Annotated in this window: 25 protein-coding genes; 21 read left to right on the top strand and 4 right to left on the bottom strand. The window is 66.0% G+C overall.

Annotated features, from left to right (window positions below; genetic code table 11):
• The first annotated feature begins 208 nt into the window (after positions 1 to 208).
• The 8 genes from R2N16_RS13775 to R2N16_RS13740 all read left to right on the top strand — a co-directional run bounded on the left by R2N16_RS13775 (position 209) and on the right by R2N16_RS13740 (position 6,392).
• On the top strand, positions 209 to 1,843 hold the full coding sequence (locus R2N16_RS13775) for a methyl-accepting chemotaxis protein (RefSeq protein WP_316666299.1): 1,635 nt from the start codon (positions 209 to 211) through the stop codon (positions 1,841 to 1,843).
• 16 nt (positions 1,844 to 1,859) lie between these two features.
• Positions 1,860 to 2,507 (top strand): adenylyl-sulfate kinase, encoded by a 648-nt coding sequence (gene cysC, locus R2N16_RS13770; RefSeq protein ID WP_316666298.1) that lies wholly within the window; start codon positions 1,860 to 1,862, stop codon positions 2,505 to 2,507.
• Positions 2,504 to 3,607, top strand: coding sequence for a sulfotransferase family protein (locus R2N16_RS13765; protein ID WP_316666297.1), 1,104 nt, complete (start codon positions 2,504 to 2,506; stop codon positions 3,605 to 3,607). Before cysC ends, R2N16_RS13765 begins: the two co-directional genes overlap by 4 nt.
• A gap of 135 nt (positions 3,608 to 3,742) precedes the next feature.
• A complete protein-coding gene (locus tag R2N16_RS13760; RefSeq protein WP_316666296.1) occupies positions 3,743 to 4,234 on the top strand; it encodes a cupin domain-containing protein in 492 nt (163 codons plus the stop codon).
• A gap of 124 nt (positions 4,235 to 4,358) precedes the next feature.
• Entirely contained in the window at positions 4,359 to 5,102 is a 744-nt protein-coding gene (locus R2N16_RS13755; RefSeq protein ID WP_316666295.1) for a LysM peptidoglycan-binding domain-containing protein, read from the top strand.
• Entirely contained in the window at positions 5,093 to 5,506 is a 414-nt protein-coding gene (locus R2N16_RS13750) for a hypothetical protein (RefSeq protein WP_316666294.1), read from the top strand. Before R2N16_RS13755 ends, R2N16_RS13750 begins: the two co-directional genes overlap by 10 nt.
• 21 nt (positions 5,507 to 5,527) lie before the next feature.
• On the top strand, positions 5,528 to 5,965 hold the full coding sequence (locus R2N16_RS13745; protein WP_316666293.1) for a hypothetical protein: 438 nt from the start codon (positions 5,528 to 5,530) through the stop codon (positions 5,963 to 5,965).
• Between the two features lie 37 nt (positions 5,966 to 6,002).
• Positions 6,003 to 6,392, top strand: coding sequence for an SgcJ/EcaC family oxidoreductase (locus R2N16_RS13740; protein ID WP_316666292.1), 390 nt, complete (start codon positions 6,003 to 6,005; stop codon positions 6,390 to 6,392).
• A 164-nt stretch (positions 6,393 to 6,556) separates the two neighbouring features.
• Here R2N16_RS13740 and R2N16_RS13735 read toward each other — a convergent pair whose 3' ends face one another.
• The gene (locus R2N16_RS13735; protein ID WP_316666291.1) at positions 6,557 to 7,045 is read right to left on the bottom strand and encodes an Lrp/AsnC family transcriptional regulator; all 489 of its coding nucleotides are present in this window, start codon (positions 7,043 to 7,045) and stop codon (positions 6,557 to 6,559) included.
• Positions 7,046 to 7,202: 157 nt separating this feature from the next.
• Here R2N16_RS13735 and hppD point away from each other — a divergent pair, with 157 nt between their 5' ends.
• A complete protein-coding gene (gene hppD, locus R2N16_RS13730; RefSeq protein WP_316666290.1) occupies positions 7,203 to 8,309 on the top strand; it encodes a 4-hydroxyphenylpyruvate dioxygenase in 1,107 nt (368 codons plus the stop codon).
• A gap of 223 nt (positions 8,310 to 8,532) precedes the next feature.
• On the opposite strand, the gene R2N16_RS13725 is transcribed toward hppD, so the two are convergent.
• Positions 8,533 to 9,150, bottom strand: coding sequence for an EF-hand domain-containing protein (locus tag R2N16_RS13725; protein WP_316666289.1), 618 nt, complete (start codon positions 9,148 to 9,150; stop codon positions 8,533 to 8,535).
• Between the two features lie 138 nt (positions 9,151 to 9,288).
• Positions 9,289 to 9,972, bottom strand: coding sequence for a type II secretion system protein N (locus R2N16_RS13720; RefSeq protein ID WP_316666288.1), 684 nt, complete (start codon positions 9,970 to 9,972; stop codon positions 9,289 to 9,291).
• A 175-nt stretch (positions 9,973 to 10,147) separates the two neighbouring features.
• Between R2N16_RS13720 and gspG the strand changes: the two genes are divergently transcribed.
• The 11 genes from gspG (at position 10,148) to gspF (ending at position 21,625) form a co-directional block, all read left to right on the top strand.
• Positions 10,148 to 10,618 (top strand): type II secretion system major pseudopilin GspG, encoded by a 471-nt coding sequence (gspG, locus tag R2N16_RS13715; protein WP_316666337.1) that lies wholly within the window; start codon positions 10,148 to 10,150, stop codon positions 10,616 to 10,618.
• Between the two features lie 36 nt (positions 10,619 to 10,654).
• Positions 10,655 to 11,149: a GspH/FimT family pseudopilin gene (locus tag R2N16_RS13710; RefSeq protein WP_316666287.1), complete on the top strand. Its 495-nt coding sequence runs from the start codon at positions 10,655 to 10,657 to the stop codon at positions 11,147 to 11,149.
• Positions 11,146 to 11,550 (top strand): type II secretion system minor pseudopilin GspI, encoded by a 405-nt coding sequence (gspI, locus tag R2N16_RS13705; protein WP_316666286.1) that lies wholly within the window; start codon positions 11,146 to 11,148, stop codon positions 11,548 to 11,550. The genes R2N16_RS13710 and gspI overlap by 4 nt, the downstream gene beginning before the upstream one ends.
• Positions 11,531 to 12,262 (top strand): PulJ/GspJ family protein, encoded by a 732-nt coding sequence (locus tag R2N16_RS13700; RefSeq protein WP_316666285.1) that lies wholly within the window; start codon positions 11,531 to 11,533, stop codon positions 12,260 to 12,262. The genes gspI and R2N16_RS13700 overlap by 20 nt, the downstream gene beginning before the upstream one ends.
• Before the next feature lies 1 nt (position 12,263).
• Positions 12,264 to 13,337 carry a type II secretion system minor pseudopilin GspK gene (gene gspK, locus R2N16_RS13695; protein ID WP_316666284.1) on the top strand — a complete coding sequence of 358 codons (1,074 nt, stop codon included), beginning with the start codon at positions 12,264 to 12,266 and terminating at the stop codon, positions 13,335 to 13,337.
• A gap of 161 nt (positions 13,338 to 13,498) precedes the next feature.
• Positions 13,499 to 14,929: a type II secretion system protein GspL gene (gspL, locus tag R2N16_RS13690; protein ID WP_316666283.1), complete on the top strand. Its 1,431-nt coding sequence runs from the start codon at positions 13,499 to 13,501 to the stop codon at positions 14,927 to 14,929.
• Between the two features lie 10 nt (positions 14,930 to 14,939).
• Positions 14,940 to 15,506 carry a type II secretion system protein M gene (locus tag R2N16_RS13685; protein ID WP_316666282.1) on the top strand — a complete coding sequence of 189 codons (567 nt, stop codon included), beginning with the start codon at positions 14,940 to 14,942 and terminating at the stop codon, positions 15,504 to 15,506.
• A gap of 17 nt (positions 15,507 to 15,523) precedes the next feature.
• Positions 15,524 to 16,366, top strand: a complete 843-nt coding sequence (locus R2N16_RS13680) for a type II secretion system protein N (RefSeq protein WP_316666281.1) — start codon at positions 15,524 to 15,526, stop codon at positions 16,364 to 16,366.
• Positions 16,367 to 16,403: 37 nt separating this feature from the next.
• The gene (gene gspD / locus R2N16_RS13675; protein WP_316666280.1) at positions 16,404 to 18,818 is read left to right on the top strand and encodes a type II secretion system secretin GspD; all 2,415 of its coding nucleotides are present in this window, start codon (positions 16,404 to 16,406) and stop codon (positions 18,816 to 18,818) included.
• Positions 18,819 to 18,834: 16 nt separating this feature from the next.
• Positions 18,835 to 20,391, top strand: a complete 1,557-nt coding sequence (gspE, locus tag R2N16_RS13670; protein WP_316666279.1) for a type II secretion system ATPase GspE — start codon at positions 18,835 to 18,837, stop codon at positions 20,389 to 20,391.
• A 22-nt stretch (positions 20,392 to 20,413) separates the two neighbouring features.
• Positions 20,414 to 21,625 carry a type II secretion system inner membrane protein GspF gene (gspF, locus tag R2N16_RS13665; protein ID WP_316666278.1) on the top strand — a complete coding sequence of 404 codons (1,212 nt, stop codon included), beginning with the start codon at positions 20,414 to 20,416 and terminating at the stop codon, positions 21,623 to 21,625.
• 143 nt (positions 21,626 to 21,768) lie between these two features.
• Here gspF and R2N16_RS13660 read toward each other — a convergent pair whose 3' ends face one another.
• A complete protein-coding gene (locus tag R2N16_RS13660; protein WP_316666277.1) occupies positions 21,769 to 22,443 on the bottom strand; it encodes a pyridoxamine 5'-phosphate oxidase family protein in 675 nt (224 codons plus the stop codon).
• Positions 22,444 to 22,535: 92 nt separating this feature from the next.
• Here R2N16_RS13660 and pdxR point away from each other — a divergent pair, with 92 nt between their 5' ends.
• On the top strand, positions 22,536 to 24,005 hold the full coding sequence (pdxR, locus tag R2N16_RS13655; protein WP_316666276.1) for a MocR-like pyridoxine biosynthesis transcription factor PdxR: 1,470 nt from the start codon (positions 22,536 to 22,538) through the stop codon (positions 24,003 to 24,005).
• The last annotated feature ends 111 nt before the right edge of the window (positions 24,006 to 24,116 follow it).

Raw genomic sequence — 24,116 nt, 5'->3', positions numbered from 1 at the left:
TGCGTGACGCGTTTTGATTGCCCGCAATTTAGTGCAAGCCATTTCATCAAAATAATATCTGCAAAAAGCCGCATCGATTTTCTTCCCTTAATTTTGTGATGCCCATTCGACGCGCCATTACACGGATTGAGTAATTTGAATTAAATCTCTCAAGCCCTCTCCATCTCGCTCGATAAAGCAGTCGTTATCGATTAAGACGGGGACAACCATGCGCTTCTCTCAAATGAAGGTGGCCACCCAACTGGCGTGGGGTTTTGGCTTAACGATGGGGCTGCTCGTGCTGCTCATGGCATTCAGCCTGCAGCGCATGTCGGATTTTCGGCGACTGCTGGAAGACACCACGGAAATTAACGCCGTGGAAGCCAAGCTCGCCACAAAAATGTATTCGAGCGTCACCGAACGGGCATTGGCTTATCGGAATATCGTGCTGCTGGAGCAGCATGACGAAATCCAGATCGAGCTGAGCCGCGTTGAAAAGCAGGAGGGCCTGTACAGCGAAGCCGACGGCAAGCTCGGCCGCATGTTCGACACGTTGGCCGACACCACCGTCGAAGAAAAAACGCTGCTCGCGCAAATCCGGCAGCAGGCTGAATTGGCCGCGCCGTTCGCAACACGCGTCAAGGCGCTGATCGCGGCCGGCCGCAAGGAAGAGGCGTACAAGGTGCTGCGTTTCGAATTCCGCCCCGTGCAGCGCGCCTGGTGGGATCTGCTCGGCAAGCTGCAGGCGTTTGAAGAGAAGCTCAACGATGAAAACACCGCCAAGGCCAAATCGAGCTATGTCGACAGCCGCAACTGGCTGCTCGCCCTGAGCGGGCTGGCGCTGCTCGTGAGTCTGACGGCCAGCGCCCTAATCACGCGCGGACTGCTGCGCAAGCTCGGCGGCGAGCCCGGCACGGTAGCCGACATTGCCAGCCAGATCGCGGGGGGCAATCTGGCCGTGGCCATCCCCACGCGAAGCGACAATGAAGCGAGCCTCATGCACGCCATGAAGCGCATGCGCGACAGCCTCGCCACGATTGCCGAACAGGTGCACACCAGCACCGACACGCTTGCCACGGCATCGGAGCAGATCGCCACCGGCAATTTCGACCTCTCGACGCGCACGCAGGAACAGGCCTCCGCGCTGGAGGAATGCGCCGCGTCGATGGAAGAACTCAACGCCACCGTCAAGCAGAACGCCGAGCACGCGCGGCACGCCAACCAGCTCGCCGCCACGGCAGCCGAGGTGGCGACGCAAGGCGGCACGGTGGTGGCACGCGTGGTGGACACGATGGGCGCGATCAGCGAATCGGCACGCAAGGTGAGCGAGATCATCGGCGTGATCGACAGCATTGCGTTCCAGACCAACATCCTTGCGCTCAATGCGGCCGTGGAAGCGGCGCGCGCGGGCGAGCAGGGGCGCGGTTTTGCAGTGGTCGCCAGCGAGGTGCGCGGGCTGGCACAGCGCTCGGCTGCCGCCGCCAAGGAGATCAAGCTGCTGATCGGCGATTCGGTCAACCACGTGGCCGCGGGCAACACGCTCGTCGAACAAGCCGGCACCACCATGCAGGACGTGGTGACCAGCATCCACCGTGTAACCGCCATCGTGACCGAAATCATGGGCGCGACCGACGAACAGGCCAGCGGCATCGACCAGATCCACCGTGCCATCACGCAGATGGACGAAGTCACGCAGCAGAACGCCGCACTCGTTGAAGAAGCCGCTGCCGCGGCGGAATCGATGCGCGAGCAGTCGAGCCGACTGGTGGGCGTGGTTAGCGTGTTCAAGCTGGCAAACCAGGCGATGGCATCAGCCCCAGCACCGCGCATCGGCTACCACGCGCCCGCCCTGTTGCCGGCCTGATGCGGAGGACGCCGCGATGAAATCTGCCCTCTCTTCCTGTGCGAGCCCCGCCGCACGCAACGTGTATTGGCATGCTGGTACCGTGGCTGACGAAGCCCGCGCGCATCAGTTCGGCCATGCACCGCTCACGCTGTGGCTCACGGGCCTGAGCGGCGCGGGCAAATCCACCCTCGCCTATGCGCTGGAAAAGCGCTTGTATGAAACATGCCAGCGCTGCGCCGTGCTGGATGGCGACAACCTACGCCACCACCTGAACCACGATCTCGGCTTTACCGAAGCCGACCGCACCGAGAACCTGCGCCGCGCCGCCGAAGTGGCGCGCCTCATGAACGACGTCGGCCTGATCGTCGTTACCGCGTTCATCTCGCCGCTGCGTGCCGATCGCGAGATGGCGCGCGAGATCATCGGCGCAGACCGATTTGTGGAAGTGCACGTCTGCACCGCGCTCGATGTGTGCGAGGCCCGCGACCCGAAGGGGCTGTACGCCCGGGCACGCGGCGGGCAGATCCCGCAGTTCACCGGCGTGTCGTCGCCATATGAAGCGCCGCAAGCGCCGTCGCTGCGGCTGGATACCGCCGCCATGCCGCTGCTGGCGGCCACGGCGGCGCTGCACGAGCACGTGTCTGCCTGGCTCGACACCCGTCAACCGGAGACCGTTCGATGACCGCCCTTGCGCGCCCCGTCCTGATGATTCCGCTGCGCCGCTGCGGCAGCCACGCGCTGCGCCTGCGGCTGAATTTCAACCCCGCGTTCTACGCGCCGTACCCGCTGCACATTGTCGACTTCATGCCGCTGGTGCCGCTGTACGGCAACCTGCAGGACGATCGCGCCTACTTCCGCCTCGTGACCGACGTGATCGGCCTGCAGGCAGCGAGCATGGTGAAGTGGCCCGACATGGTGTTTGATCCGGTGGAAGTGTTCGAAGCCCTGCGCGACCAACCGCGCAGCGTGCATCGCGCGGTTTGGGAACTGCTGCTGCGGGCGGGCGCACGGCACGGCGCCCGCGTGGTCATGGACAAATCGCTCGACAGCGTGCACTACGCCGCCGAGCTGATGACACTGTTTCCGGACATGCGCTTCCTGAACGTGGTGCGGGACCCGCGCGCGCAAGTCGCGTCAATGAACCGCGCGATCATCCACGACTTCGACACGCTGCTGAACGCCCAGACCTGGGTGGCCGCGCACCGCGCCGCCAACGCGCTCGTCGCCCGGCATCCGGAGCGCACGTGCACCATCCGCTATGAAGATTTCCTGATCGATCAGGAAGCCACGTTGCGCCGCGTATGCGATTTCCTGGAGATCGATTTCCTCCCGCAGATGCTGGATGTCTCGCGCTCGGCCGAAGCGCGGCAGATTTCGCGGCTGTCAGCGTTGTGGACGTCCAACTGCTTTGCGCCCATCACCGCCAATATCGACAAGTTCCACCAGCAGCTGTCGATGGACGAGATCACGCTCATCGAAACCCTGGCGCGCGACGACATGGCCCGCTACGGCTATGCCCCGTTGACGGCCGCCAACGCCCAGATCGAAACCCGCGCACTGGAAGCCGCGCGCATGCACTCCGAAGCGGCCCGCCAAGCAGCGTGGCGTGCGCTGGAAGCCGACAACTACCGTGATTTCGTCTTGCGCCGCCACCGCGCTGACTTTCTGGGCAGCCTGCGTGAGCGGCTCATGTTGCAAGCGATGACGGCGGCGGCCAAACCCGCGGCCCCGCATCGGCTGGAGGCACTGGCTGACCCGGCTGCGTTTGAAGTTGCGGACTAGCTCCGCCTAGGGCAATTGCGTGCTTGTCAGCCGCACGGGTGCCTTCTCTACGATGAGGATGAGGCACCCCTCGCTCTCCAGCGGCGGCCATCTGCGTTGCCCGCGAGCCGATGCCGAGGCACGAAGGAGACGACGATGAAGACACCATCTGTGCAATTGATGCTGCCGACAGCAGCCATGCTGCTCTGCCTGGGCGCCGCACCCGCTGCCGCCCAGGACGCGGCCATGGGTGATATGTCGATGATCAACCCATCCGCCCTGAAGTGGGTCGACGCACCGCCCAGCTTGCCCAAGGGCGCCAAGCTGGCGGTGCTCTACGGCGACCCCGGCAAGGACGGCCCCTACGTCATCCGCCTGAAAGCACCGGGCGGCTACAAGGTACCGCCGCACTGGCACACCCAGACCGAGAACCTTACGGTGATCTCGGGCACGCTCTACCTCGGCAGCGGCGACACCATGGATATGGGCGCCGCGCATGCGCTCAAGACCGGCGGTTTTCATAACCTGCCGGGCGGCATGCACCATTACGCCTTCACCAAAACGGCGACGGTGGTGCAGATTCATGGCACGGGGCCGCTGGACGTCAAATACGTCAACCCGCAGGACGACCCGTCGCCCAAGCAGTAACGCCTGCCCCGCCACCGCTGATGATCGCCAGCCGCCGGCAAGGTACATCAACAGCCGTTAACACGCGGCCAGCCGGCGCTGGCTACCATGCCCCTCCACAGGTCAAGCAACCACGGAGGGGCACATGGTCACCCAGGCCCAAGCCAAACCGAAAACCGATTTCGAGCGCTGGCAGGACTACGTCAACACCTCCGCCCAGCACCCCGACCGCTGGAACGGCTACGACTGCGATATCCGGTCTGCCGTGGCGGAATACAACCGCTACCTGATGGGCAACGCCGGTTATCTGCCGCTGGACTGGCAGATCGTCAAGGCGATGGTGTGGGTCGAGACCGGACCGGGTTCGGAGGCGTGGCCGACCAAGCCCATGCAGATCGGCAACCTGGGGGACCCCGGCCTGAATACCCTGCTGCGCGGCGAGGAAGGCAGCGACCTGATCCTGCCGCTGACCATCCGCACTCGGTTAAATGCCGCCCTGGCCCGAACGGTGCCGGCCTGGAACATTCGTGCGGGTGTCGGCTACCTGCTCACGCGCATGGCAAAGTTCGACGTCCGCAGCGTGCGCGATGCCGACGAGAAGATCTATGAGGTCAGCGTCAAAGCGGGCGACAGCCTCGACAAGATCGCCCGCGCTCAAGGTTCAACCCTGGCGGAGATGCGCGTGCTCAATCCGACTGCCGCAACACTCAAACCCGGACAGGTGCTCAAATACCGCAAAGCCGCCATGCGCAAGGTGATTACCGGCTGGCGGCCGGTGACGATGCAAAACATTGCCGTGCTGTACAACCAGGGCGACGCCGCCTATATCCGGAAGCTCGATTACGTGCTCACGCTCATCCCAAAGATCGGAACCGCTGCATGCAAGTAGGTCGCCTCCTCATCGCCGTGTCGCTGCTGGCCGCGCAATCGGCCATGGCTGCAGATGCCCTGACCGGAACCTTTCGCGGTGATGGCCGTGCCTGCTACGGAGCATTGTTCCTTCGGCCGAAGACCATCGAGTGGAATGCCAGCTTCTTCAAGTGCGGCCCAACGCGCTACAGGGTGATCGAGCAGGACCTGTCGGGCGACCACCCGCACGCGGCGTTCAAGATTGAAGACCACCGCAAGCGCTGCGGGCTCGCCGTCATCGAGGTCTCGCACTACAGCGAGTTCTCCTGGAGCGTGAAGGGCTACCAAACGATGGAGGCTTACCAGAAGTGCGAAGAACCCGGCTGGAAGGATTCCGCCGACCCCGCACGCCAGGTCGCCCTGTGCGGCATGCGCAAGGAATAACGCACGTACCGCGCCGCCGCCATGCAGCCGCTCCAACGCTTCGCCCTGGAGAAACACAGCGGCCCGTATGAGCAGTGGCCCATGCGCACGCGCGTGATCGTCGACGGCGTGCCGCACCCCACACTCACCATCCCCGGCTACGAGCTGCTGCGGCAGTACCAGACCGACCTCGGCTTCGTCCTCATCACCAATTACGACTGTCCGTTTGAAGAGGCGGTCTCCATCACACTCATCGCGCCCGACCTTTCACGCGCGGTCAGCACCGGCACCATCGGCGCGGCGTACTACACGTTCTGGCTGGACGACGTCGAGTGGCTCGACGCAAACCATTTCCGCCTCACCTGCGAAGACGCCGTGGGCGACTGGCTGGTCACGCTGCGTGCCAGGCATATCCCGGTGTTATCGCCTGCGGTCTTCATCAAGCGCCGCGTGGCGCCACCGGTCGAGCCCGCGGTGTAGCGTGAAAGGCCGCTCTTTCACCGACACCCGCACCGCCATGCCCGACGACGAACGTGCCATCCGCAACGTAGTGGACACCTGGTTCGCCGCCAGCAAGACCGGCGACGTGGATACCGTGCTCGGCCTCATGACCAACGACGTGCTGTTTCTCACGCCCGGCCAGCTGCCCTTCGGCAAGGAGGCCTTGGCCAAGATGGCCCGCGGCATGAAGGACATGCAGGTCGACAGCACGAGCGATATTCAGGAGGTGCAGCTGTTTGGCGACATCGCCTATCTGCGCAACGCGCTGCGCATCGTCATCACAACGCCCGATGGGAAGGCGATGCGGCGCTCGGGCCAGACGCTGACGACTCTGCGGAAAGAGGCGGATGGGAAGTCGCGGTTGGTGCGGGATGCGAATCTGGTGATGGCGGAGGCAGGCATCTAGTTCAGCGAAGAAGTGGGATCAAACGCCCTTGCCCCAAGTGTCAGGTTCTTCCCTAAGGAATGAAGCACCTACGCGCGCGCACCCTGGGCAAGCAGATGGTCCACGCAATAAGCGAATTCGTTCACCTGCAGGTTGAGCAAGAACATTGCAGGCATCACGTTCACTCAAATCACCACCGGCAACGCCGTCGTATCTTTAATCCGCTCCAGCGCAAAGCTGCTCTTCACATCGATCACCGCCGGGTGCGCGAGCAGTTGATCGCGGATGAAGCGCGCGAAGTGCTCCATGTCTTCCACGAACACCTTGAGCAGGTAGTCCATCTCGCCGGTCATGGCGTAGCACGTGACCACCTCGGGCCACGTCGCCACGGCCGCGCGGAAGATGTCTGACGGCCCCTTGCCCTTGGGCGCGCCGCCCTGCTTCTCTAGCCGCACGTTGATGTACGCCGAAAGCCCCAGCCCGATCTTGGTCGGGTCGAGCAGCGCGGCGTATTGGCGGATCACGCCGGATTCCTCCAGGCGGCGGATGCGTCGCAAACACGGGCTGGGCGACAGGTTCACCCGCTCGGCGACTTCCAGGTTGGTGAGGCGGCCGTTGTTCTGCAGGACTTCCAGGATCTTGCGGTCGATCTTGTCGAGTTCCACTTTATTCATTTTGTTGCTCCGCACCAATTAATTCGGCAATTTTCTTGCGCAAATTTAGCAAGGTGGGCACAACTTCGCAATTTTTGCTTGGATGGACACTCCTACACTGCGAGGATCGTCAAAGACCTGAGCGCCTCACAGCGCCCGCCCCCGCAGGAGACACGCCATGCAATTCACGCCTTGGGAAAACCCGATGGGCACCGCCGGCTTCGAGTTTATCGAGTACGCCGCGCCGGACCCCGTTGCCATGGGCAAGCTGTTCGAGAACATGGGCTTTACCGCCATCGCGAAGCACCGCCACAAGAACGTGACGCTGTATCGCCAGGGCGAGATCAACTTCATCATCAACGCCGAGCCGGATTCGTTCGCCCAGCGCTTTGCGCGTCTGCACGGTCCGTCGATCTGCGCGATCGCGTTTCGCGTGCAAGACGCCGCGTTCGCCTACAAGCGCGCGCTGGAGCTGGGCGCCTGGGGCTTCGACACCCACAGCGGCCCGATGGAGCTGAATATTCCGGCCATCAAGGGCATCGGCGATTCGCTGATCTACCTGGTGGACCGCTGGACCGGCAAGAACGACGCCAAGGCTGGCGACATCGGCAACATCAGCATCTACGACGTCGATTTCGTGCCCATCGCGGGCGCCAACCCGAACCCCACCGGGCACGGCCTGACCTACATCGACCACCTCACGCACAACGTCTACCGTGGCCGGATGAAGGAATGGGCCGAGTTTTACGAGCGCTTCTTCAACTTCCGTGAAGTGCGCTACTTCGACATCGAAGGCCAAGTCACGGGCGTGAAGAGCAAGGCGATGACAAGCCCGTGCGGCAACATCCGCATCCCCATCAACGAGGAAGGGACGGAGAAGGCCGGTCAGATCCAGGAGTATCTGGACATGTACCACGGCGAGGGCATCCAGCACATCGCGCTGGGTTCGACCAATCTGCTCGCCACGGTGGACGCACTGCGCGGCAAGGGCATCACGCTGCTGGACACCATCGACACGTACTACGAGCTGGTCGACAAGCGCATCCCCGGCCATGGCGAAGACGTGGCGGAACTGAAGAAGCGCAAGATCCTGATCGACGGTGCCCCGGGCGATCTGCTGCTGCAGATCTTCTCCGAGAACCAGCTTGGGCCCATCTTCTTCGAGTTCATCCAGCGCAAGGGCAACCAAGGCTTTGGCGAAGGCAACTTCAAGGCGCTGTTCGAGTCGATCGAACTCGACCAGATGCGCCGCGGCGTGCTCAAGGCCGACGATCAGCCCGCCTGACGCCCTCAACTTCAGGCAAGCTGTACCCGCACCCCGATGGTTCGCCATCGGGGTGTTTCTTTATGGGCGTTGTGCGGCCTGGTCGCGTGCTGCACTGACATGGCCCGGTAGCGCAAAACCGACCCACGTCGGTCTTGCGCCTGATGAATGATGTGGGCGCGAGCAACAAAAACGGCGCCCGAAGGCGCCGCTCGCTGGCAACAGAAACCGCGGGTGCGGAGGTTCACTCGCCCTTGGTCGCCGACGGGCCGCCCGGCATGGCTGCGGCTGCCGGGGTGTTCTTCTGCGCCTTGCGGGCATCGTGACGGGCCTTCATGTAGGCGCGGATCTCGTCTTCGGTGATCTTGCCGTCATGGTTGGCATCGATCTGGTCGAAGCTCTTGGCCAGGCGCGGCATGCCAGCCTGCACTTCGTCCTTGGTCAGGGAGCCGTCGTTGTCCTTGTCGGCCGCCTTGAACTTGGCGTCGAAGCGTTGCGCCATCTTTTCATGCATCTCGCCCTTGTGGGCCTTGTGCCAAGCGGCCAGTTCGTCCTTGCTGAGTTGGCCGTCGTGGTTGGTATCGATCTGGTCGAAGTTCTTTTCAAGCCACGCGTGGCCCTTCGCCTCGTCGCGCGAGACCTGGCCGTCGCCGTTGGTATCGATGGCCTTGAAGCCACCGTGGTGGCCCGGCCTGCCGGCGCGGGCGTTGCTTTGCGGCGCAGCCGGTGCCGTGGCGGTGGCCGGCGCCTGTGCGCTGGCGGCGGGGGCACTGGCATCCTGGGCGCGGGCGTTCATGCCAGACATGGCCAGGAACAGGGCCGAGGTGGCGAGGAAGGCTTGGACAGCACGTTTGTTGGTCATGGTCAGCTCCTTTTCACATGGACTGTGTAGCGGATTAGAACCCCACAATGCCGGCGCGTTGCCGGCTTTTACACGCTGTTACCCCGATGACACCCGCTGTAATATGCGCCAGCCAACGCATGGCAGAGCGCTAACTGCCTATTGGTCGGCGCCCGGCTGGGGGGTATCGCCCTTGCGTGCAGCGGCGGCGGCACGGTGGCGCGGCCCGACGATGCCGCCGCCCTGGTTGGCAGGCTCGTCACCCGTGTTGATCTGCGCGGGCGCAATGGGCAGCATGGCCCCCGGCATGGCGGTATTGGCGGGGTTGTTGGCAACTGGCGGCGCGGGTGGCGCGGCGGGAGTCGATAGCGGGGCTGCGGCACCTGCAGGCGGCAGCGGCATCGGCGGCGCATTGCGATTGGCCGGCGACACCCCCGCCACGGCGCTGGCCGGCAACGGAATCTCCTGGCGCGTGCCGTTACGCTCGATCACCACCGATCGCGCCCTGATTTCCACCAGCTTGAGGTTGGACGACAGCGACTTGCCGGCCCGCACGGCCTGCGGTGCGCCACCGTCCACCGACACGATGGCTGCGCCGGAACCATCGGCCAGATCGGCCACCACACCCATCACCTGCACATCGCGCGGGCCGTTTTGCGGGCCACCGCCGAAGAGCGTGACGGCCGCGCCGGTCTCCAGCGCATCGGTCTGCGCCACACGCGCCTCGCGCGGCGCGCCCAGCGAGCGCAGCGACGACAGCGTCAGCACCCAGTGCGTGAGGAGCGCACACAGGGCAGCAAACAGTACAAGGCTGAGCAGGCGGGACGACTGTCGAGCGTTCATGAAATGGGGCAAGGCACCGTAGGAATACGCCGATTCTATCCGCCCTTCATGCCGGTTCGGTGAACAGCTTGGAGGGGCGGCTCTAGACCCAACGCAGCATGACCCCGCCACGCGATATATGGTCATATGTCACGGATATACTGTGTCTCCTCCCCTTATTGCCAACTCCGTCGCCATGATGCAAGGCCAACTTCGCTCCTCCTTCCGCCAGCACGCCCTCGCCCGACAAGCAGCGCGCGGCTTCACCCTGATCGAAATCATGGTGGTGGTGGTGATCCTGGGCATCCTCGCCGCGCTGGTGGTGCCGAAGATCATGAGCCGCCCTGACGAGGCGCGCATCATCGCCGCCAAACAGGACATCGCTTCCATTTCGCAGGCGCTCAAGCTCTATCGCCTGGACAACGGCCGCTACCCCACGACCGAACAGGGGATCGGTGCGCTGGTCGCCAAGCCGACCACCGAGCCGATCCCCAACAACTGGAAGGGCGGTGGCTATCTGGAACGCCTGCCCAAAGACCCGTGGGGCCACCCGTACCAATATCTGAACCCGGGCGTGCGCGGTGAAGTGGACGTCTTCAGCTTCGGCGCCGACGGCCAGGCCGGCGGCACGGGCAACGACGCCGATATCGGCAACTGGGACAACTAAGCCGCCTCAGTCACCCCAGCCGCCCGCCCATTCGCCATGTTCGGCCATCCGCGCCGCTGCCGGCAGGCTCCCGGCTTCACCCTGCTGGAGTTGCTGGTGGTGGTGGTCATCATCGGCATCGTGCTGGCCGTGGTGGCCGTGAACGCGACGCCCAACCCGCGCTCGCAACTGGCCGATGACGCGCAGAAGCTGGCCCGCCTGATCGAACTGGCACAGGAAGAGGCGCAGCTCACCTCGCGCCCCGTGGCGTGGGAAGGCGATGCGCAGGGCTGGCGCTTCTACGAATCAACGCCCTCCGGCTGGCGCCTGCTCACGCGTGACGTACTGGCGCCGGGCCACTGGCGCCAAGGCATGGACACCGTACAGATCGTCGCCGGTGCCGCCGCAGTGCCGGGCGCGCCGCAGCGGTTGGTGTTCGGCCGCGAGGCGATCGGCCTGCCGTGGCGCGTGGCGCTGACCTCGCAGGGCTCGCGCGTGGACGTGGTGTCCGACGGCGGCCCGCGCGTGTTGACGCAGACGGAAACGCAATGACGCGCAGCCACCTCCTCCGCCCCGCACGCGCGCGCGGCTTCACCCTGCTCGAGGTGCTGGTGGCGCTGACCATCGTGGCCGTGGCGCTCACCGCCACCATGCGCGCCATGGGCAGCATGACCACCGCCAGCGATTCCCTGCAGACGAGCATGATCGCCACCTGGAGCGCCGAGAACCATCTGGCCAACCTGCGCCTGGCACGGACTTTCCCCGACCCTGGCGCGCGCGGTTTTGCCTGCCCGCAAGGCGATACGCAACTGTGGTGCGAAGAGACCATCGCGACCACGCCAAACCCGGTGTTCCGCCGCGTGGAGGTGTCCGTCTATCCGGATGCGTCCAAATCCGTGCGGCTGGCATGGCTCGTGACTCTATTGCCGAACGATGCGCGCAATGTCTTCTAATCGTTCGGCGCGCGGCTTCACCCTGCTCGAACTGCTGGTGGCGATCACGCTGCTGGCCATACTGGCCGTGATCGCCTGGCGCGGGCTGGACAGCATGACCCGCACGCACGAGGCGCTGGCCCAACGCGACGAACGCATCGAAGCCCTCAAGACCGCCTACGCCCAGTTCGATGCCGATTGCACTCAGCTGGCCGATCCGAACACGCTGTCGCGCTCGCCCGTGGAGGTGGACGCCAACCGCGTGCTGATGGTGCGCGACCGCCGCGACGACGGCCAGCCCCCCGCGTGGCAAGTGGTGCTCTATCGCATCGTCGATGGCCGGCTTGAACGCCTCCAAACCCAACCGATCACCAACCGCGGCGACCTGCGCAACGCACTAGACAACCTGCGCCAGGGCGGCGTGGGCGCCGCGCGCTACCTGCTCGCCACCAACGTCGACAGCATCAGCGCGCGGGCCTGGATCGAACCCGGTGGCTGGATGGACAACACGGGCGCGCTGTCGGCGGCACTGTTCCCCGCCGGCAGCAACACCACCACCCTCACAGGCTTGCCGTCGGCGTCCACGCCCAGCGCGTCGGCGCCGTCGGCCAATAGCCCGGGCGTGGTGGTGCCGGCCGCCTCGGTGCGCGCGGTGGAACTGGCATTGCTCGTGCGCATGACGCCGCAGGGCACGCCGCAGCGCTTCACGCGCATCTGCATGACGGGGCTTTGACATGACGCGATGCTCCCGCCGACTTGCCCAACGCACTGCGCGCCAGCGCGGCGCGGCCATCATCACGGCGCTGCTGGTGGTGACGTTGGCCGTGGTGATCGTGTCGGGCATGCTGTGGCGCCAGCAGGTGGAGATCCGCGCGGTGGAAAACCAGCGCCTGAAAGCGCAGGCCACGTGGATCGCGCGGGCGGGGATCGACTGGGCGCGCCTCATCCTGCGCGACGACCAGCGCCGCACCGGCGCCGTCGACCACCTGGGGGAAATCTGGGCCGTACCGATCCAGGAGACCAAGCTGTCGGACTTCCTCGGCAGCTCGCTGCGCACGGACACGGCCGGCGAAGAGTCATACCTGTCGGGCCGCATCTTCGATGCCCAGGCACGCTTCAACCTGATGAACCTTCTGACGGCGCAAACGCTGGGCGCCCGCACCCTCATTACCGGCCGCGACAAGGACGCCATCAAGGCTTACGGTCTGCTGCTGCAGTCGCTCAACATCGACCCGAGCCTGGCCAATGTCACGGCGACGTACCTGGCGCAGATGCTGGGGGGCTTCCAGTCGATCGAAGGCATGCAGGGCGGCCAGCAAGGCGGCGAAGACAGCACCGGGGGTAGCGGGGGCAACAGCAACGGGCCACGACCGCTGGACGACGTGGCCAGCCTGCTGACGATTCCCGGCTACACGGCGGACATGGTCGCCAAGCTGCGCCCCTATGTGGTCGTGCTGCCGACCCGCACGCAGATCAACGCCAACACGGCCAGCGCCGAAGTGCTGGCCGCCGTCATCCCGAACCTGAGCCTGGACCGCGCCCGCGCGCTGGTGCAGGCGCGCGACCGCGCGTACTTTCGCAACATCGGCGACGTTACCAACCAGTTGCGCGGCATCGCGCCCGGGGTCGACACCACCGCGGCGGCCAACCTGCTGGACGTGCAGACCCACTATTTTCTGGTCTACGGCATGGCCCGCCACGAGCGCGCCCGCATCGGGGAAGTGGCGCTTGTTTCACGTGGCGATCCGATCAACAATAATGCGACCCGCATCGTCTGGGTCCGCCGCGTTGACGAGATTCCGTCATGACGGCGGCGCAACACCCCTCTACGTGCGGACGTGCCGCTTGTAGACAGACCCTGGCCTTCGCCGTATTGTCATCCGCATCGTTCAGCATCGCGGGTCTTGCGCAATCCGGCGCTTCCGTTGGCAGTTCGCATTCACACTCTCAAGATCAATAGAGGAGCGGTTTGACGACCTCCCTGTACGTGCGCCTGCCGCACCGGCCCATTCAATCGCCCGAACGTTGGTCGGCGGGCGCGCTCGCCTCCGTGCCCTTCGCGCTGGTGCGTGAAGAAGGCGCGCACGGGCCGCAACGCGTCCAGCGCGAAGGCACGTCGCGCACCGACGAACTGCCCGCGGCCGATCGCCTGGTCCTCTTGCTGCCCGCCACCGATGTGCTGCTGGTGCCGGCCAACGTGCCGCCGCTGGCGCTGCCCAAACTGCGTCTGGCCCTGCCCAACCTGGTGGAAGACCGCCTCGTGCAGGACGCGCAGCAATGCCACATCGCCCTCGGCCCGCGCTTGGGAGAGGCACCGGCGCGTGGCTGGCGTGCACCCCGCGAGCCGCAATCGCGCGCGCTGATGATCGCCGACCGCGCGTGGGTCCGCTTCATTCTCGATACCTTTGCCGGCCACAAGCACCGCAGTTGCCATCTGCTGCCCGCACAGCTTTGCGTGCCGTTTGAAACGCCTGCCGCTGCCGTAGTACCGACTGCGGAATCGATCAACGACATCGCACGTGCGGAGCCGTCGCTCGATGCTTCCGCTGAACCTGCAGCCGAAGCGCCTGTTGCTGAAACCGGGGGGGCGGTCGTACCGGCAACCATCGCGCTCGACGCTGCGCCACCGTCCGACCCGGACGCGCCCGTGGCCGTCGACATCACCGTACGCACCGGCCGCGCCGAGGGCTATGGCCTGCGGCTGTTGCCGGCCAACGTCGGCAGCTGGCTCGGCATTGCACCCACGCCCGCCACGCTGATGGTCTCGCCCGCGCTGCGTGAGCTGGCGCCTGGTCTGTCGGCAGACCCCGCGACCGCTACGCTGGACTGGTCCACCTGGGCGGCCGGCGCACGCGACGCGCTGGCCTCTGGCGAGGCCGATCTCTGCCAGTTCGACTTTGCGCGCGGCGGCGTGGCCAGCATGGACTGGAGCCTCTGGCGCCTGCCGATCGCACTGGCCGTGCTGCTGGTGGTCGTGCAACTCATCGGCATGAACGCGCGCTGGCTCACGCTGCGCGCCGAGCAGAAGCGGCTCGATACCGCCATGCGCGCGCAGTTGCAGACGGCATTCCCGAATACGCCGGTGATCCTCGACCCGCCCGCGCAGATGCGCCGCCAGGTTGAGCAGCTGCGCCTGGCCGCTGGCAAGTCGGCGCCGGAAGACTTCCTGCCGCTGGCCGATCGCTTTGCCCAGGCTGCCACGAGCCTTGCGCCGGATGCGCTGCTCGCGCTCGATTACCACGGCCGCGCGCTCACGGTCACGCTCAAGGATGGCACCGACACCGCCAGCCTGCGCACCGCCGCCCGCAATGTCGGCCTGAACATGGACACCGCCGAGGCCCCACGCGGCGCTGAAGCCACCGTACCCGGCTCGCGCTGGACGGTCTCCATCGCCCAATAACGACTCCCCCATGGCGACTTCCTCCCCCTCCTCCCGATCGTCGTCCCGCCGCCTGCCGCGCATTGGCGTGCCGGACTCGGTGCGCGATGCGGCCACGACGTTCTGGATGCAGCGCGAACCGCGTGAACGCCGCATCCTGGCTGGTGGCAGCGTTGTGCTGTTGCTCGTGATCGTCTACCTGGCGCTATGGGAGCCGGCCTTTGAAGGCCAGCGCCGCATCGAGAAAGCCCTGCCGCAGATGCGCAGCCAACTCGCCGAGATGGAAACGCTGGGCCAGGAAGCGCGCGGCCTGTCAGCCATTGCCGCCGCGCCCGTACCGCGCGGCGCGGAACTGCAGCAAGCGCTCAACGCAAGCCTCACCAGCCACGGCCTGAAGGCCACGCGGATGGCGATGTCGGGCGAGAGCGTGCAGGTGCAACTGGACAAGGTGCCCTTTGGCGCCGTCGCCGAATGGCTGCAGGAGGTGCGCCAGGCGCAGCGCATGAAGGTGATCGACACGAACATCAAGTATGTGGGCGCGACGGCCCTGGTCAACGTGACGGCGACGCTGCAAGGCCCCGCCGCCACGGGCCGCTGACGGGTCCGATCGTGCCGATGGGGATTGAATCGCTGCCGCCGCTGCGCCTGCGCCGCCGTGCCGAGTCCGACGAGCGCACGAGCCTCGGCTGGCGCGTGTTGTGGTGTGGCGTGGCGCTGCTGGCCGTGGGCGTGACCGTGGTGGCGCAATATCCGGCTGCGTGGGCGGCCGAGCGCGTCGCCGCGGCCACCGGGCACCGCGTGTTGCTGGCCGACAGCCAGGGCAGTATCTGGCATGGCAGCGCAACACTGGCGCTGACCGCCGGCAACGGGGGCGCCGATGCGACCGTGCTGCCCGGTCGGCTGTCGTGGTCGATCGACATGCTGCCGCTGCTGACCGGCACGCTGCGCGCGCACCTGGAGCACGATCGCGCGCTGGAGAAGCCGGTCATGCTGACGGTCACGCCGGAGCATTGGGAAGCAGAGGCGGGCACGGTCGCGTTGCCGGCATCGTTGCTGGAAGGTATTGGCGCGCCGTTCAACACGCTCAAGATGGACGGCCGGCTGCGGGCGCAGTGGACGCCGCTCTCGGGCCAATTCGGCCTTGGAAAAGGCCAACCAGACACCGCGCAGGGCGCGCTGACTGTCACGCTTGAGCAGGTATCATCCAGCCTCAGCCGGGTACGGCCGCTGGGCAGTTACCGGGCCGTGGTGTCGTTTGGCGGCGTGAGCGGCGCACCGATGCAGTTGTCGCTGTCGACGCTGGCCGGACCGCTCACTCTGCAGGGCCAGGGCACCCTGGGGCCCAGCGCGCATTTTGACGGAGTGGCCAGTGCCACGCCGGAGTCGGAACCGCAATTGATTGGCCTGTTGAGTCTGCTGGGCCCGCGCGACGGGTCGCACCATCGACTCCGCTTTTGATCCTCAAGCCGGCGCGCGAGCCAGTGTGCCGACAACCATGAACGAGACCATGTACAACGCCTCTTCCCGACTCACCGTTCGCGCCATCGTCCTGGCATGCTGCGCAACAATGGTGGCCGGCTCGATGCCAGTCTTTGCTGCCCCGCCGAGCGCCGCATCTGCCCAGAACGGTACCGCCGGCAACCCAGGGGATGAGGTCTCGCTGAATTTTGTCAACGCGGATCTGGAGTCTGTGGTCAAGGCCGTGGGCCAGGCGACCGGCAAGAACTTCATCGTCGACCCGCGCGTGAAGGGTACCGTCAACCTCGTCACCGAGAAGCCGGTGACGCGCTCGCAGGCGCTGGAATCGCTGGGCTCGATCCTGCGCATGCAGGGCTACGCGATTGTCGAGGGCAACGGTTTCACCAAGGTCGTGCCGGAAGCCGACGCCAAGCTGCAGGGCTCGCCCACCAGCGTGGGCGCGGCAGGCTCACGCGGCGGGGAGCAGGTCGTTACCCAGGTCTTCCGCCTGCAGCATGAATCGGCCAACAACCTGGTGCCGGTGCTGCGCCCGATGATCGCGCCCAACAACACGATCACCGCCTACCCGGCCAACAACACGCTGGTCATTACCGATTACGCCGACAACCTGCGCCGCATCGGCCGCATCATCGCGTCGATCGACACGCCCGTGGCCGGCGAGACCGAACTGATTCCGCTGAAGAATGCCGTGGCCATCGACGTGGCGGCCACGCTGCAGAAGCTGCTGGACCCGTCGGCCGGCGGCGCAGGGGGTGCCGGTGCCGGCGCGGCGCTGTCGGACCCGAGCCTGCGCACGTCAGTCGTGGCTGAGCCGCGTTCGAACAGCGTGATGGTGCGTGCGTCGAGTGCCGCACGCCTTGCGCAAGCCAAACAATTGATCGCCAAGCTGGACGTGCCGAACGCGCGCCCCGGCAACATCTGGGTGGTGCCGCTCAAGAACGCCAACGCGGTGCAGCTGGCCACCACGCTGCGCGCGATTGTGGCGGCCGATGCCACGCTGTCGGCATCGGCATCCACCGGCCCGGGCGGCCAGAGCGCCGCGCAAGGCGCGACCTCCCAGCCGGCCGGCGGCGTGAGCAACTCGCAGAACCAGAACACACAGAACACCAACTACGGCAGCGGCTCGGGTTCGGGCAGTGGCTCGGGGAGCGGCAGCTCTTCGTTCCGCGCCTCGTTCGGGCAGAACAACACGCCGACCACCGGCGGCATCATCCAGGCCGATCCGGCCACCAACGCGCTCATCATCACCGCCAGCGAGCCGGTCTATCGCAACCTGCGCGCCGTGATCGACGACCTCGACGCGCGCCGTGCACAGGTCTATATCGAATCGATGATCGTGGAAGTGACGGCCACCAAGGCGTCGCAGCTCGGCATCCAGTGGCTGGTGGGCGGAGGCGGGCCGGGCACGTTCATTGGCGGTGGCACCAACTACGGCACCGGTTCGGGCAACTTGATCAGTCTGGCCGGTACGATCGCCGCCATCGGCTCGGGTGGCATCGGCAGCACGGCGGCACAGACGGCGCTGGGCAGCCTCAACGTTGGCCAACTCAACGGCGGTAACTTCGGCGTGTTCAACAGGGGCAGCGGCTTGGGCGTGCTGCTCTCGGCGCTGGGCTCGGATGGCTCGGTCAACGTGCTGTCCACCCCGAACCTGATCACGCTCGACAACGAAGAAGCCAAGATCCTGATCGGCCAGAACGTGCCGATCACCACGGGCTCATATGCGCAGACGGGCACGTCGGCTTCGGTGACGCCGTTCCAGACGTTCGACCGCAAGGACGTCGGCATCACGCTGCGTGTCAAGCCGCAGATCACCGACGGCGGGCTGGTGAAGATGCAGATCTTCCAGGAGTCGTCGGCCGTGGTGCCGGGCACGCAGAATGCAACGCAGGGCCCGACCACCAACGTGCGCTCGATCGAGACCAACGTGCTGGCCAACGACGGCCAGGTCGTCGTGCTGGGCGGCCTGCTGGAAGACAACTACCAGGACGGCGAACAGAAAGTGCCGGGCCTGGGCGACATCCCGCTGCTTGGCGCGCTGTTCCGCTCGGAGAACAAGACGCGTGTGAAGACCAACCTGCTGGTGTTCCTGCGCCCGATCATCCTGCGCACGGCCGATGCCACCGGCGCGCTCTCGGACAACCGCTACAACTACATGCGTGACACGCAGCAGGGCTTTGTCTCGCCCAACATGCTGCCGACCACCTCCGACAAGGACACGCCGGTGCTGCCCGCGCCCGACGCCATGCGCCCGGCCGACAACTACGGTGATGTGTCGATCGTGCCGAAGGGCCCTGCCGGCACGCAGGTGCCCCCGGGCGCACCGATGCCCCTGCCGCAAGGCACCACGCGCAGCCAGCCACGCCTGCAGAACTTCGCGGCGCCCACGTCGGGCGGCTACGACGGCAACGCACCGCGCAACGGTGGCTGACAACGGACGACGAACCATGGCAACGCAAGCTCCTACCGCCGACGTCAGCACGCTCGAGCCGCCCTCGCAGTCAGCCGTGCGGCTGGTGCCGTATGCGTTTGCGCGCGACGCCAAGTTGCTCGTCGCCCGCCAGGACGTCGACACGCTGGAGGTGTGGGTCTGCCCGGAAACCTCGCGCACGGCGCTGGCCGAACTCGGCCGGGTGTTCGGCGCCCTGCACCTGGTGACGCTCGACAGGGCGACGCTGTCCACTGCCACGCAGACGGCCTACAACGCGCAGGACGGCAGCGCGGCCCAGGTGGTGGGTGAGGTGGAGGGCGAAGTCGATCTCTCGCGCCTGATGCAGGACATTCCGGCCGTGGAAGACCTGCTCGAATCCGAAGACGACGCGCCGATCATCCGCATGATCAACGCGCTGCTCACGCAGGCCGCGCGCGAAGGTGCCTCGGATATCCACATCGAGCCGTTCGAGAATGCATCCGTCGTGCGCTTCCGCGTCGATGGCACGCTGCGCGATGTGGTGCGCCCCAAGAAGGCGCTGCACGGTGCGCTCATTTCGCGCATCAAGATCATGGCGCAGCTCGATATCGCAGAGAAGCGCCTGCCGCAAGACGGCCGCATCACGCTGCGCGTGGGCGGTCGCCCAGTGGACGTGCGTGTGAGCACCCTGCCCACCGGGCACGGCGAGCGCGCGGTGCTCCGTCTGCTCGACAAGGAAGCCGGCCGGCTCGACCTCGGCAAGCTCGGCATGGGCGCCGGCACGCTCGCGCGCTTCGATCACCTCATCAACCAGCCGCACGGCATCGTGCTGGTCACCGGCCCCACGGGCTCGGGCAAGACGACCACGCTGTATGCGGCGCTGTCGCGGCTCGATGCGGCGTCCACCAACATCATGACGGTGGAAGACCCGATCGAATACGACCTCGACGGCATTGGCCAGACGCAGGTCAACCCGAAGATCGACATGACGTTCGCCAAGGCCCTGCGCGCCATCCTGCGCCAGGACCCGGACGTGGTGATGATCGGGGAAATCCGCGACCTGGAAACCGCGCAGATTGCCGTGCAGGCGTCGCTCACCGGCCACCTGGTGCTGGCGACGCTGCACACGAACGATTCCGCTTCAGCCGTGACGCGCCTGATCGACATGGGGATCGAGCCGTTCCTGCTGTCGTCGTCGTTGCTGGGTGTGCTGGCGCAGCGGCTGGTACGCCGCCTGTGTGTGCATTGCCGCCGCGAAGAAGTGCTCGAACTCACGCCAGCGGAAGTGGAAGCCGTGGCCGGCACCCCGGTTGCGGACGGCGTGGCACCGGCCGCACCGGCACGCAAATCGGTGTGGCATCACGTCGGCTGTGACCGTTGCAGCAACTCCGGCTACCAGGGCCGCACCGGCGTGTACGAACTGCTAACCGTCACGCCCGAGATCCAGACCATGATCCACCGCCAGGCTGCAGAATCCGAGATCAAGGCGTTCGCCATCGGCCAGGGCATGCAGACCATGCGCATGGATGCACAGCGCTGGATCGACACGGGCGCCACGTCGCTGGAAGAAGTGCTGCGCGTTACACGCGACTAAGGCGCGATTACACGAATAGCGCATGCCAGCCTTCCGCTACGAAGCCGCCGACGCCGCCGGCAAGACCGACAAGGGTGTCATCGAAGCCGACAGCGCGCGTCAGGCGCGCACGCTGCTGCGCGCACGCGGGCTGACGCCGCTGGTGGTCGACGCGCTGGGCGCGCAGGCCACCAAGCGCGGCGGCTCGAGCTTCGGCAAGCGGCTCTCGGCGCAGGAAAACGCGCTCGTCACGCGCCAGCTCGCCAGTCTGCTGGTGGCGGGCCTGCCGCTCGATGAAGCGCTGGCCGCGCTGGCCGATCAGGCCGAACGTGCGTACGTCGGCGAGCTGCTCGCGGCCATCCGTGCGGAAGTGGTGGGCGGCAGCTCGTTGTCAGTCGCGCTGGCGCAGCATCCGAAGGATTTTCCGGACATCTACCGCGCGCTGGTTTCGGCGGGCGAGCACTCGGGCAACCTCGGCCTCGTGCTCTCGCGCCTGGCCGATTACATCGAGAGCCGCAACGCGCTCACCTCGAAGATCAAGCTGGCGTTCACGTATCCGGCCATCGTCACGGTGGTGGCGTTTGCCATCGTGATCTTCCTGCTTTCATACGTGGTGCCGCAGGTGGTGAGCGTGTTTGCCAACACCAAGCAGAAGCTGCCGACGCTCACGATCATCATGCTGTGGCTGTCCGATTTTGTGCGGAACTGGGGCTGGCTGGCAGCGATCGTGCTGGTGGCGATCGGCGTGCTGGTCCGCAATCTGCTCAAGCAACCGGCATTGCGGTTGTCGTGGCACAAGTGGCTGCTGACGGCGCCGCTGTTCGGCAAACTTGTTCGCGGCTACAACACCGCGCGGTTTGCGAGCACGCTGGCCATTCTGACCAGTGCCGGTGTGCCGATTTTGCGTGGCTTGCAGGCCGCGGGTGAAACGCTGAATAACGTTGCGCTCAAGACCAACGTGGAGGATGCATCCACGCGGGTGCGGGAAGGGACTTCGCTGGCGCGGGCGTTGGCGGCGCAGAATCAGTTTCCACCTGTGCTGGTGCATTTGATCCGCTCGGGCGAGGCGACGGGCAACCTACCCGCGATGCTTGAGCGCGCGGCGCAAGGGGAAGCTCAAGAGCTTGAACGTCGGACTTTGTTCCTGACTGGGCTGCTGGAGCCGGCGCTGATTTTGACGATGGGTGTGGTGGTGTTGTTGATCGTGTTGGCGGTGTTGATGCCAATTATTGAGATCAACCAACTGGTGCACTGATTTCTTGTTTGCCTACTTTTCTTTGGCAAGACAAAGAAAAGTAGGTCGTGCCCGGCAGGGTACGAAAGGAAGATGGGCCACTAGGGCCAAAACAAAACCCCTTACCCCCAACAATCAACCCTCGGCCATACCGACAGCAGCCGTCACGACATCACCGCATCCGCAGCAGGCGCACGTGCACTGTCCTTCCACTCCTGCACGTAGTCGGGCGTACCCGCAGGCGCCGCATCCACCACGGGCGGCAGCGGCAGCAGGGCCATCGGCAGCACACCGGCCCACACGGGCAGGTCAAGGTCTTCAGCATCATCCTTCGGGCCACCTGTGCGGACTTTGCAGGCGGCCTCATCCAGCGGAATGCGCAGCACTGTCGTGGCGGCGAGTTCCTTGGCATTGCCAGGCCGTACCTGTTGCGAACGGCCGGGCGCGAGGACTTCCATGAAGGTATCGAGCACGGCAGGCTTCTGCGCGTCGGGCACGACTTCAAACGCGCCGTAGATGACAGCCGAGCGGTAGTTCATCGAATGGTTGAACGCCGAGCGGGCCAGCACCAGGCCGTCGATGTGCGTGATGGTCACGCAGACCTGCGCGCCTCTGCCGGCCAGCTTGAGCATGCGGCTGCCGTTGGACCCGTGGATGTAGAGGTGGTCGCCCTCGCGCCAGCACGCGGTCGGGATGCAGTGCACGCCGTGCTCGTCGGCGAAGGCGATGTGGCAGACGTAGGCTGCGTCCAGGATGGCGTGCAGCGTGGTGCGGTCGTAATGGCCGCGGTGCGCGACGCGGCGCACGCGGGTACGCGCGGTGGGTGCTGTGGTCGACATGCAAGGCTCCGAAACGTGAATCGATGTGCCGACGATAAAAAAACCGTGGCACCATGCATAGACCCACCCAAATGCAGAGTCTTGGAGCCACGATGGATTACGGCGTGCTGCTGTCGAATTACGAACGAACCGCGATGCACGGAGAAGGCGTGGCACGCGCCTCGCAACAACATCGGCTGTATGCCTGCCTGCGTGCCGCCATCCTGAGCGGACAGATCGAGGAAGGCACGCGCCTGGCGCCTTCGCGCTCGCTGGCCGAAGAGCTGGGCATCGCGCGCAACTCGGTGCTCTACGCCTACGAGCAGCTCGCCACGGAGGGCTTCGTACTCAGCCGACGGCAAGGCACGGTGGTGGCGCGCGTTGGCCTGCAGCAGACGCCCGCGCAGGCGCCGGACGTCCCGCCCGCGCTATCGCGCCGCGTGAAAGACCTCGAACGCCCGCGCGGCGGCATGGATGACTTGCTGCCCTTCCTGCCTGGCGCGCCCGCGCTGGATGCATTCCCATTGACGCAATGGCGCCGCTGCATGGAACGCGGATGGCGCCGCATCGGTCCCGCGCAGATGGGCTACGGCCCGGTCGAAGGCAACGTCGCCTTGCGTCAAGCCGTGGCCGAATACCTTCGCGTTTCGCGCGGTGTGCGCTGCGACGCGGCGCAGGTGTTCATCACCGATGGCACGCAGAACAGCCTCGACATGTGTGCCCGCACGCTGGCCGATGCGGGCGACACCGCCTGGATCGAGAACCCCGGCTACTACGGCGCGCGTGCGGCCTTGCAGGCCGCCGACATGCGGCTGGTACCGATCAGCGTGGATGCCGATGGCCTCGCCCCGCGCGAAGAAGACTGGCGCGACAAGCCGCCCAAACTGATCTACATCACGCCGTCGCACCAATACCCGCTGGGTGCGGTGATGAGTCTGGAGCGCCGTCTCGCGCTCATCCAGCACGCACGGGCAGCCGGCGCGTGGATCATCGAAGACGACTACGACAGCGAGTTCCGCCACACGGGTGCGCCGCTATCCGCAGTGCAGGGTCTGACCGAGGATGCGCCGGTCATCTATCTCGGCACGTTCAGCAAGATGCTGTTCCCGGCGTTGCGCCTGGGCTACATGGTGGTGCCGCCGGCGCTGGCGCCCGCGTTGAAGAAGACGGCGGGTGCGCTGATGCTGCGCGGGCGCGTAGCCGAGCAACTCGCACTGGCCGAGTTCATCGAGGCAGGACATTTCACGCGGCACCTGCGGCGCATGCGTCGTCTATACGGCGAGCGCCGCGATGCGCTGCAAGCCGCGATCGAACGGCACCTGGACGGCATCGTCACCGTCTCGGGCGGCGCAGGCGGCATGCATCTTTCCACGCGGCTCGATGCGCCGGTCTCGGACACCGAAGTCAGCCGCGTGGCCCGCGAGCGCGGCATGGTGCTGCGGCCGCTGTCGCGCTTCTGCCTGCCCGGCACGCTGACTGCGCAATACAACGGCCTCGTGCTCGGCTACGGCAACGTGCCGGCCGAAGCGATGGATGGGTTGGTCCTGCGCATGCGCGACGTGATCGAGAGCGTCGCTGGCTGATCGGCTTTGATATCGTCGGCTTCGCGCGCTGCGTGGGTCGGGCCGAAGTTGTCGAAAACGGCGCAGGATGGCGGCGTTGCGTGACGAGGCGGCCGCTTCTTCGCCGAAGTT

It is taken from the genome of Ralstonia psammae, assembly GCF_958405935.1.
Classification (GTDB): domain Bacteria; phylum Pseudomonadota; class Gammaproteobacteria; order Burkholderiales; family Burkholderiaceae; genus Ralstonia; species Ralstonia psammae.
This window is presented reverse-complemented; position numbering and strand designations above follow the sequence as displayed.

Coding starts and splice junctions, on each gene's coding strand:
- gspF (WP_316666278.1), top strand. CDS start 20,414: ATGCCAGCCTTCCGCTACGAAGCCGCCGACGCCGCCGGCAAGACCGAC.
- R2N16_RS13680 (WP_316666281.1), top strand. CDS start 15,524: ATGGGGATTGAATCGCTGCCGCCGCTGCGCCTGCGCCGCCGTGCCGAG.
- R2N16_RS13725 (WP_316666289.1), bottom strand. CDS start 9,150: ATGACCAACAAACGTGCTGTCCAAGCCTTCCTCGCCACCTCGGCCCTG.
- gspI (WP_316666286.1), top strand. CDS start 11,146: ATGACGCGCAGCCACCTCCTCCGCCCCGCACGCGCGCGCGGCTTCACC.
- R2N16_RS13710 (WP_316666287.1), top strand. CDS start 10,655: ATGTTCGGCCATCCGCGCCGCTGCCGGCAGGCTCCCGGCTTCACCCTG.
- R2N16_RS13720 (WP_316666288.1), bottom strand. CDS start 9,972: ATGAACGCTCGACAGTCGTCCCGCCTGCTCAGCCTTGTACTGTTTGCT.
- pdxR (WP_316666276.1), top strand. CDS start 22,536: ATGGATTACGGCGTGCTGCTGTCGAATTACGAACGAACCGCGATGCAC.
- R2N16_RS13740 (WP_316666292.1), top strand. CDS start 6,003: ATGCCCGACGACGAACGTGCCATCCGCAACGTAGTGGACACCTGGTTC.
- cysC (WP_316666298.1), top strand. CDS start 1,860: ATGAAATCTGCCCTCTCTTCCTGTGCGAGCCCCGCCGCACGCAACGTG.
- R2N16_RS13765 (WP_316666297.1), top strand. CDS start 2,504: ATGACCGCCCTTGCGCGCCCCGTCCTGATGATTCCGCTGCGCCGCTGC.
- R2N16_RS13750 (WP_316666294.1), top strand. CDS start 5,093: ATGCAAGTAGGTCGCCTCCTCATCGCCGTGTCGCTGCTGGCCGCGCAA.
- R2N16_RS13735 (WP_316666291.1), bottom strand. CDS start 7,045: ATGAATAAAGTGGAACTCGACAAGATCGACCGCAAGATCCTGGAAGTC.
- gspG (WP_316666337.1), top strand. CDS start 10,148: ATGATGCAAGGCCAACTTCGCTCCTCCTTCCGCCAGCACGCCCTCGCC.
- R2N16_RS13660 (WP_316666277.1), bottom strand. CDS start 22,443: ATGTCGACCACAGCACCCACCGCGCGTACCCGCGTGCGCCGCGTCGCG.
- R2N16_RS13775 (WP_316666299.1), top strand. CDS start 209: ATGCGCTTCTCTCAAATGAAGGTGGCCACCCAACTGGCGTGGGGTTTT.
- R2N16_RS13745 (WP_316666293.1), top strand. CDS start 5,528: ATGCAGCCGCTCCAACGCTTCGCCCTGGAGAAACACAGCGGCCCGTAT.
- gspE (WP_316666279.1), top strand. CDS start 18,835: ATGGCAACGCAAGCTCCTACCGCCGACGTCAGCACGCTCGAGCCGCCC.
- R2N16_RS13760 (WP_316666296.1), top strand. CDS start 3,743: ATGAAGACACCATCTGTGCAATTGATGCTGCCGACAGCAGCCATGCTG.
- R2N16_RS13700 (WP_316666285.1), top strand. CDS start 11,531: ATGCGCGCAATGTCTTCTAATCGTTCGGCGCGCGGCTTCACCCTGCTC.
- hppD (WP_316666290.1), top strand. CDS start 7,203: ATGCAATTCACGCCTTGGGAAAACCCGATGGGCACCGCCGGCTTCGAG.
- R2N16_RS13685 (WP_316666282.1), top strand. CDS start 14,940: ATGGCGACTTCCTCCCCCTCCTCCCGATCGTCGTCCCGCCGCCTGCCG.
- R2N16_RS13755 (WP_316666295.1), top strand. CDS start 4,359: ATGGTCACCCAGGCCCAAGCCAAACCGAAAACCGATTTCGAGCGCTGG.
- gspK (WP_316666284.1), top strand. CDS start 12,264: ATGACGCGATGCTCCCGCCGACTTGCCCAACGCACTGCGCGCCAGCGC.
- gspD (WP_316666280.1), top strand. CDS start 16,404: ATGAACGAGACCATGTACAACGCCTCTTCCCGACTCACCGTTCGCGCC.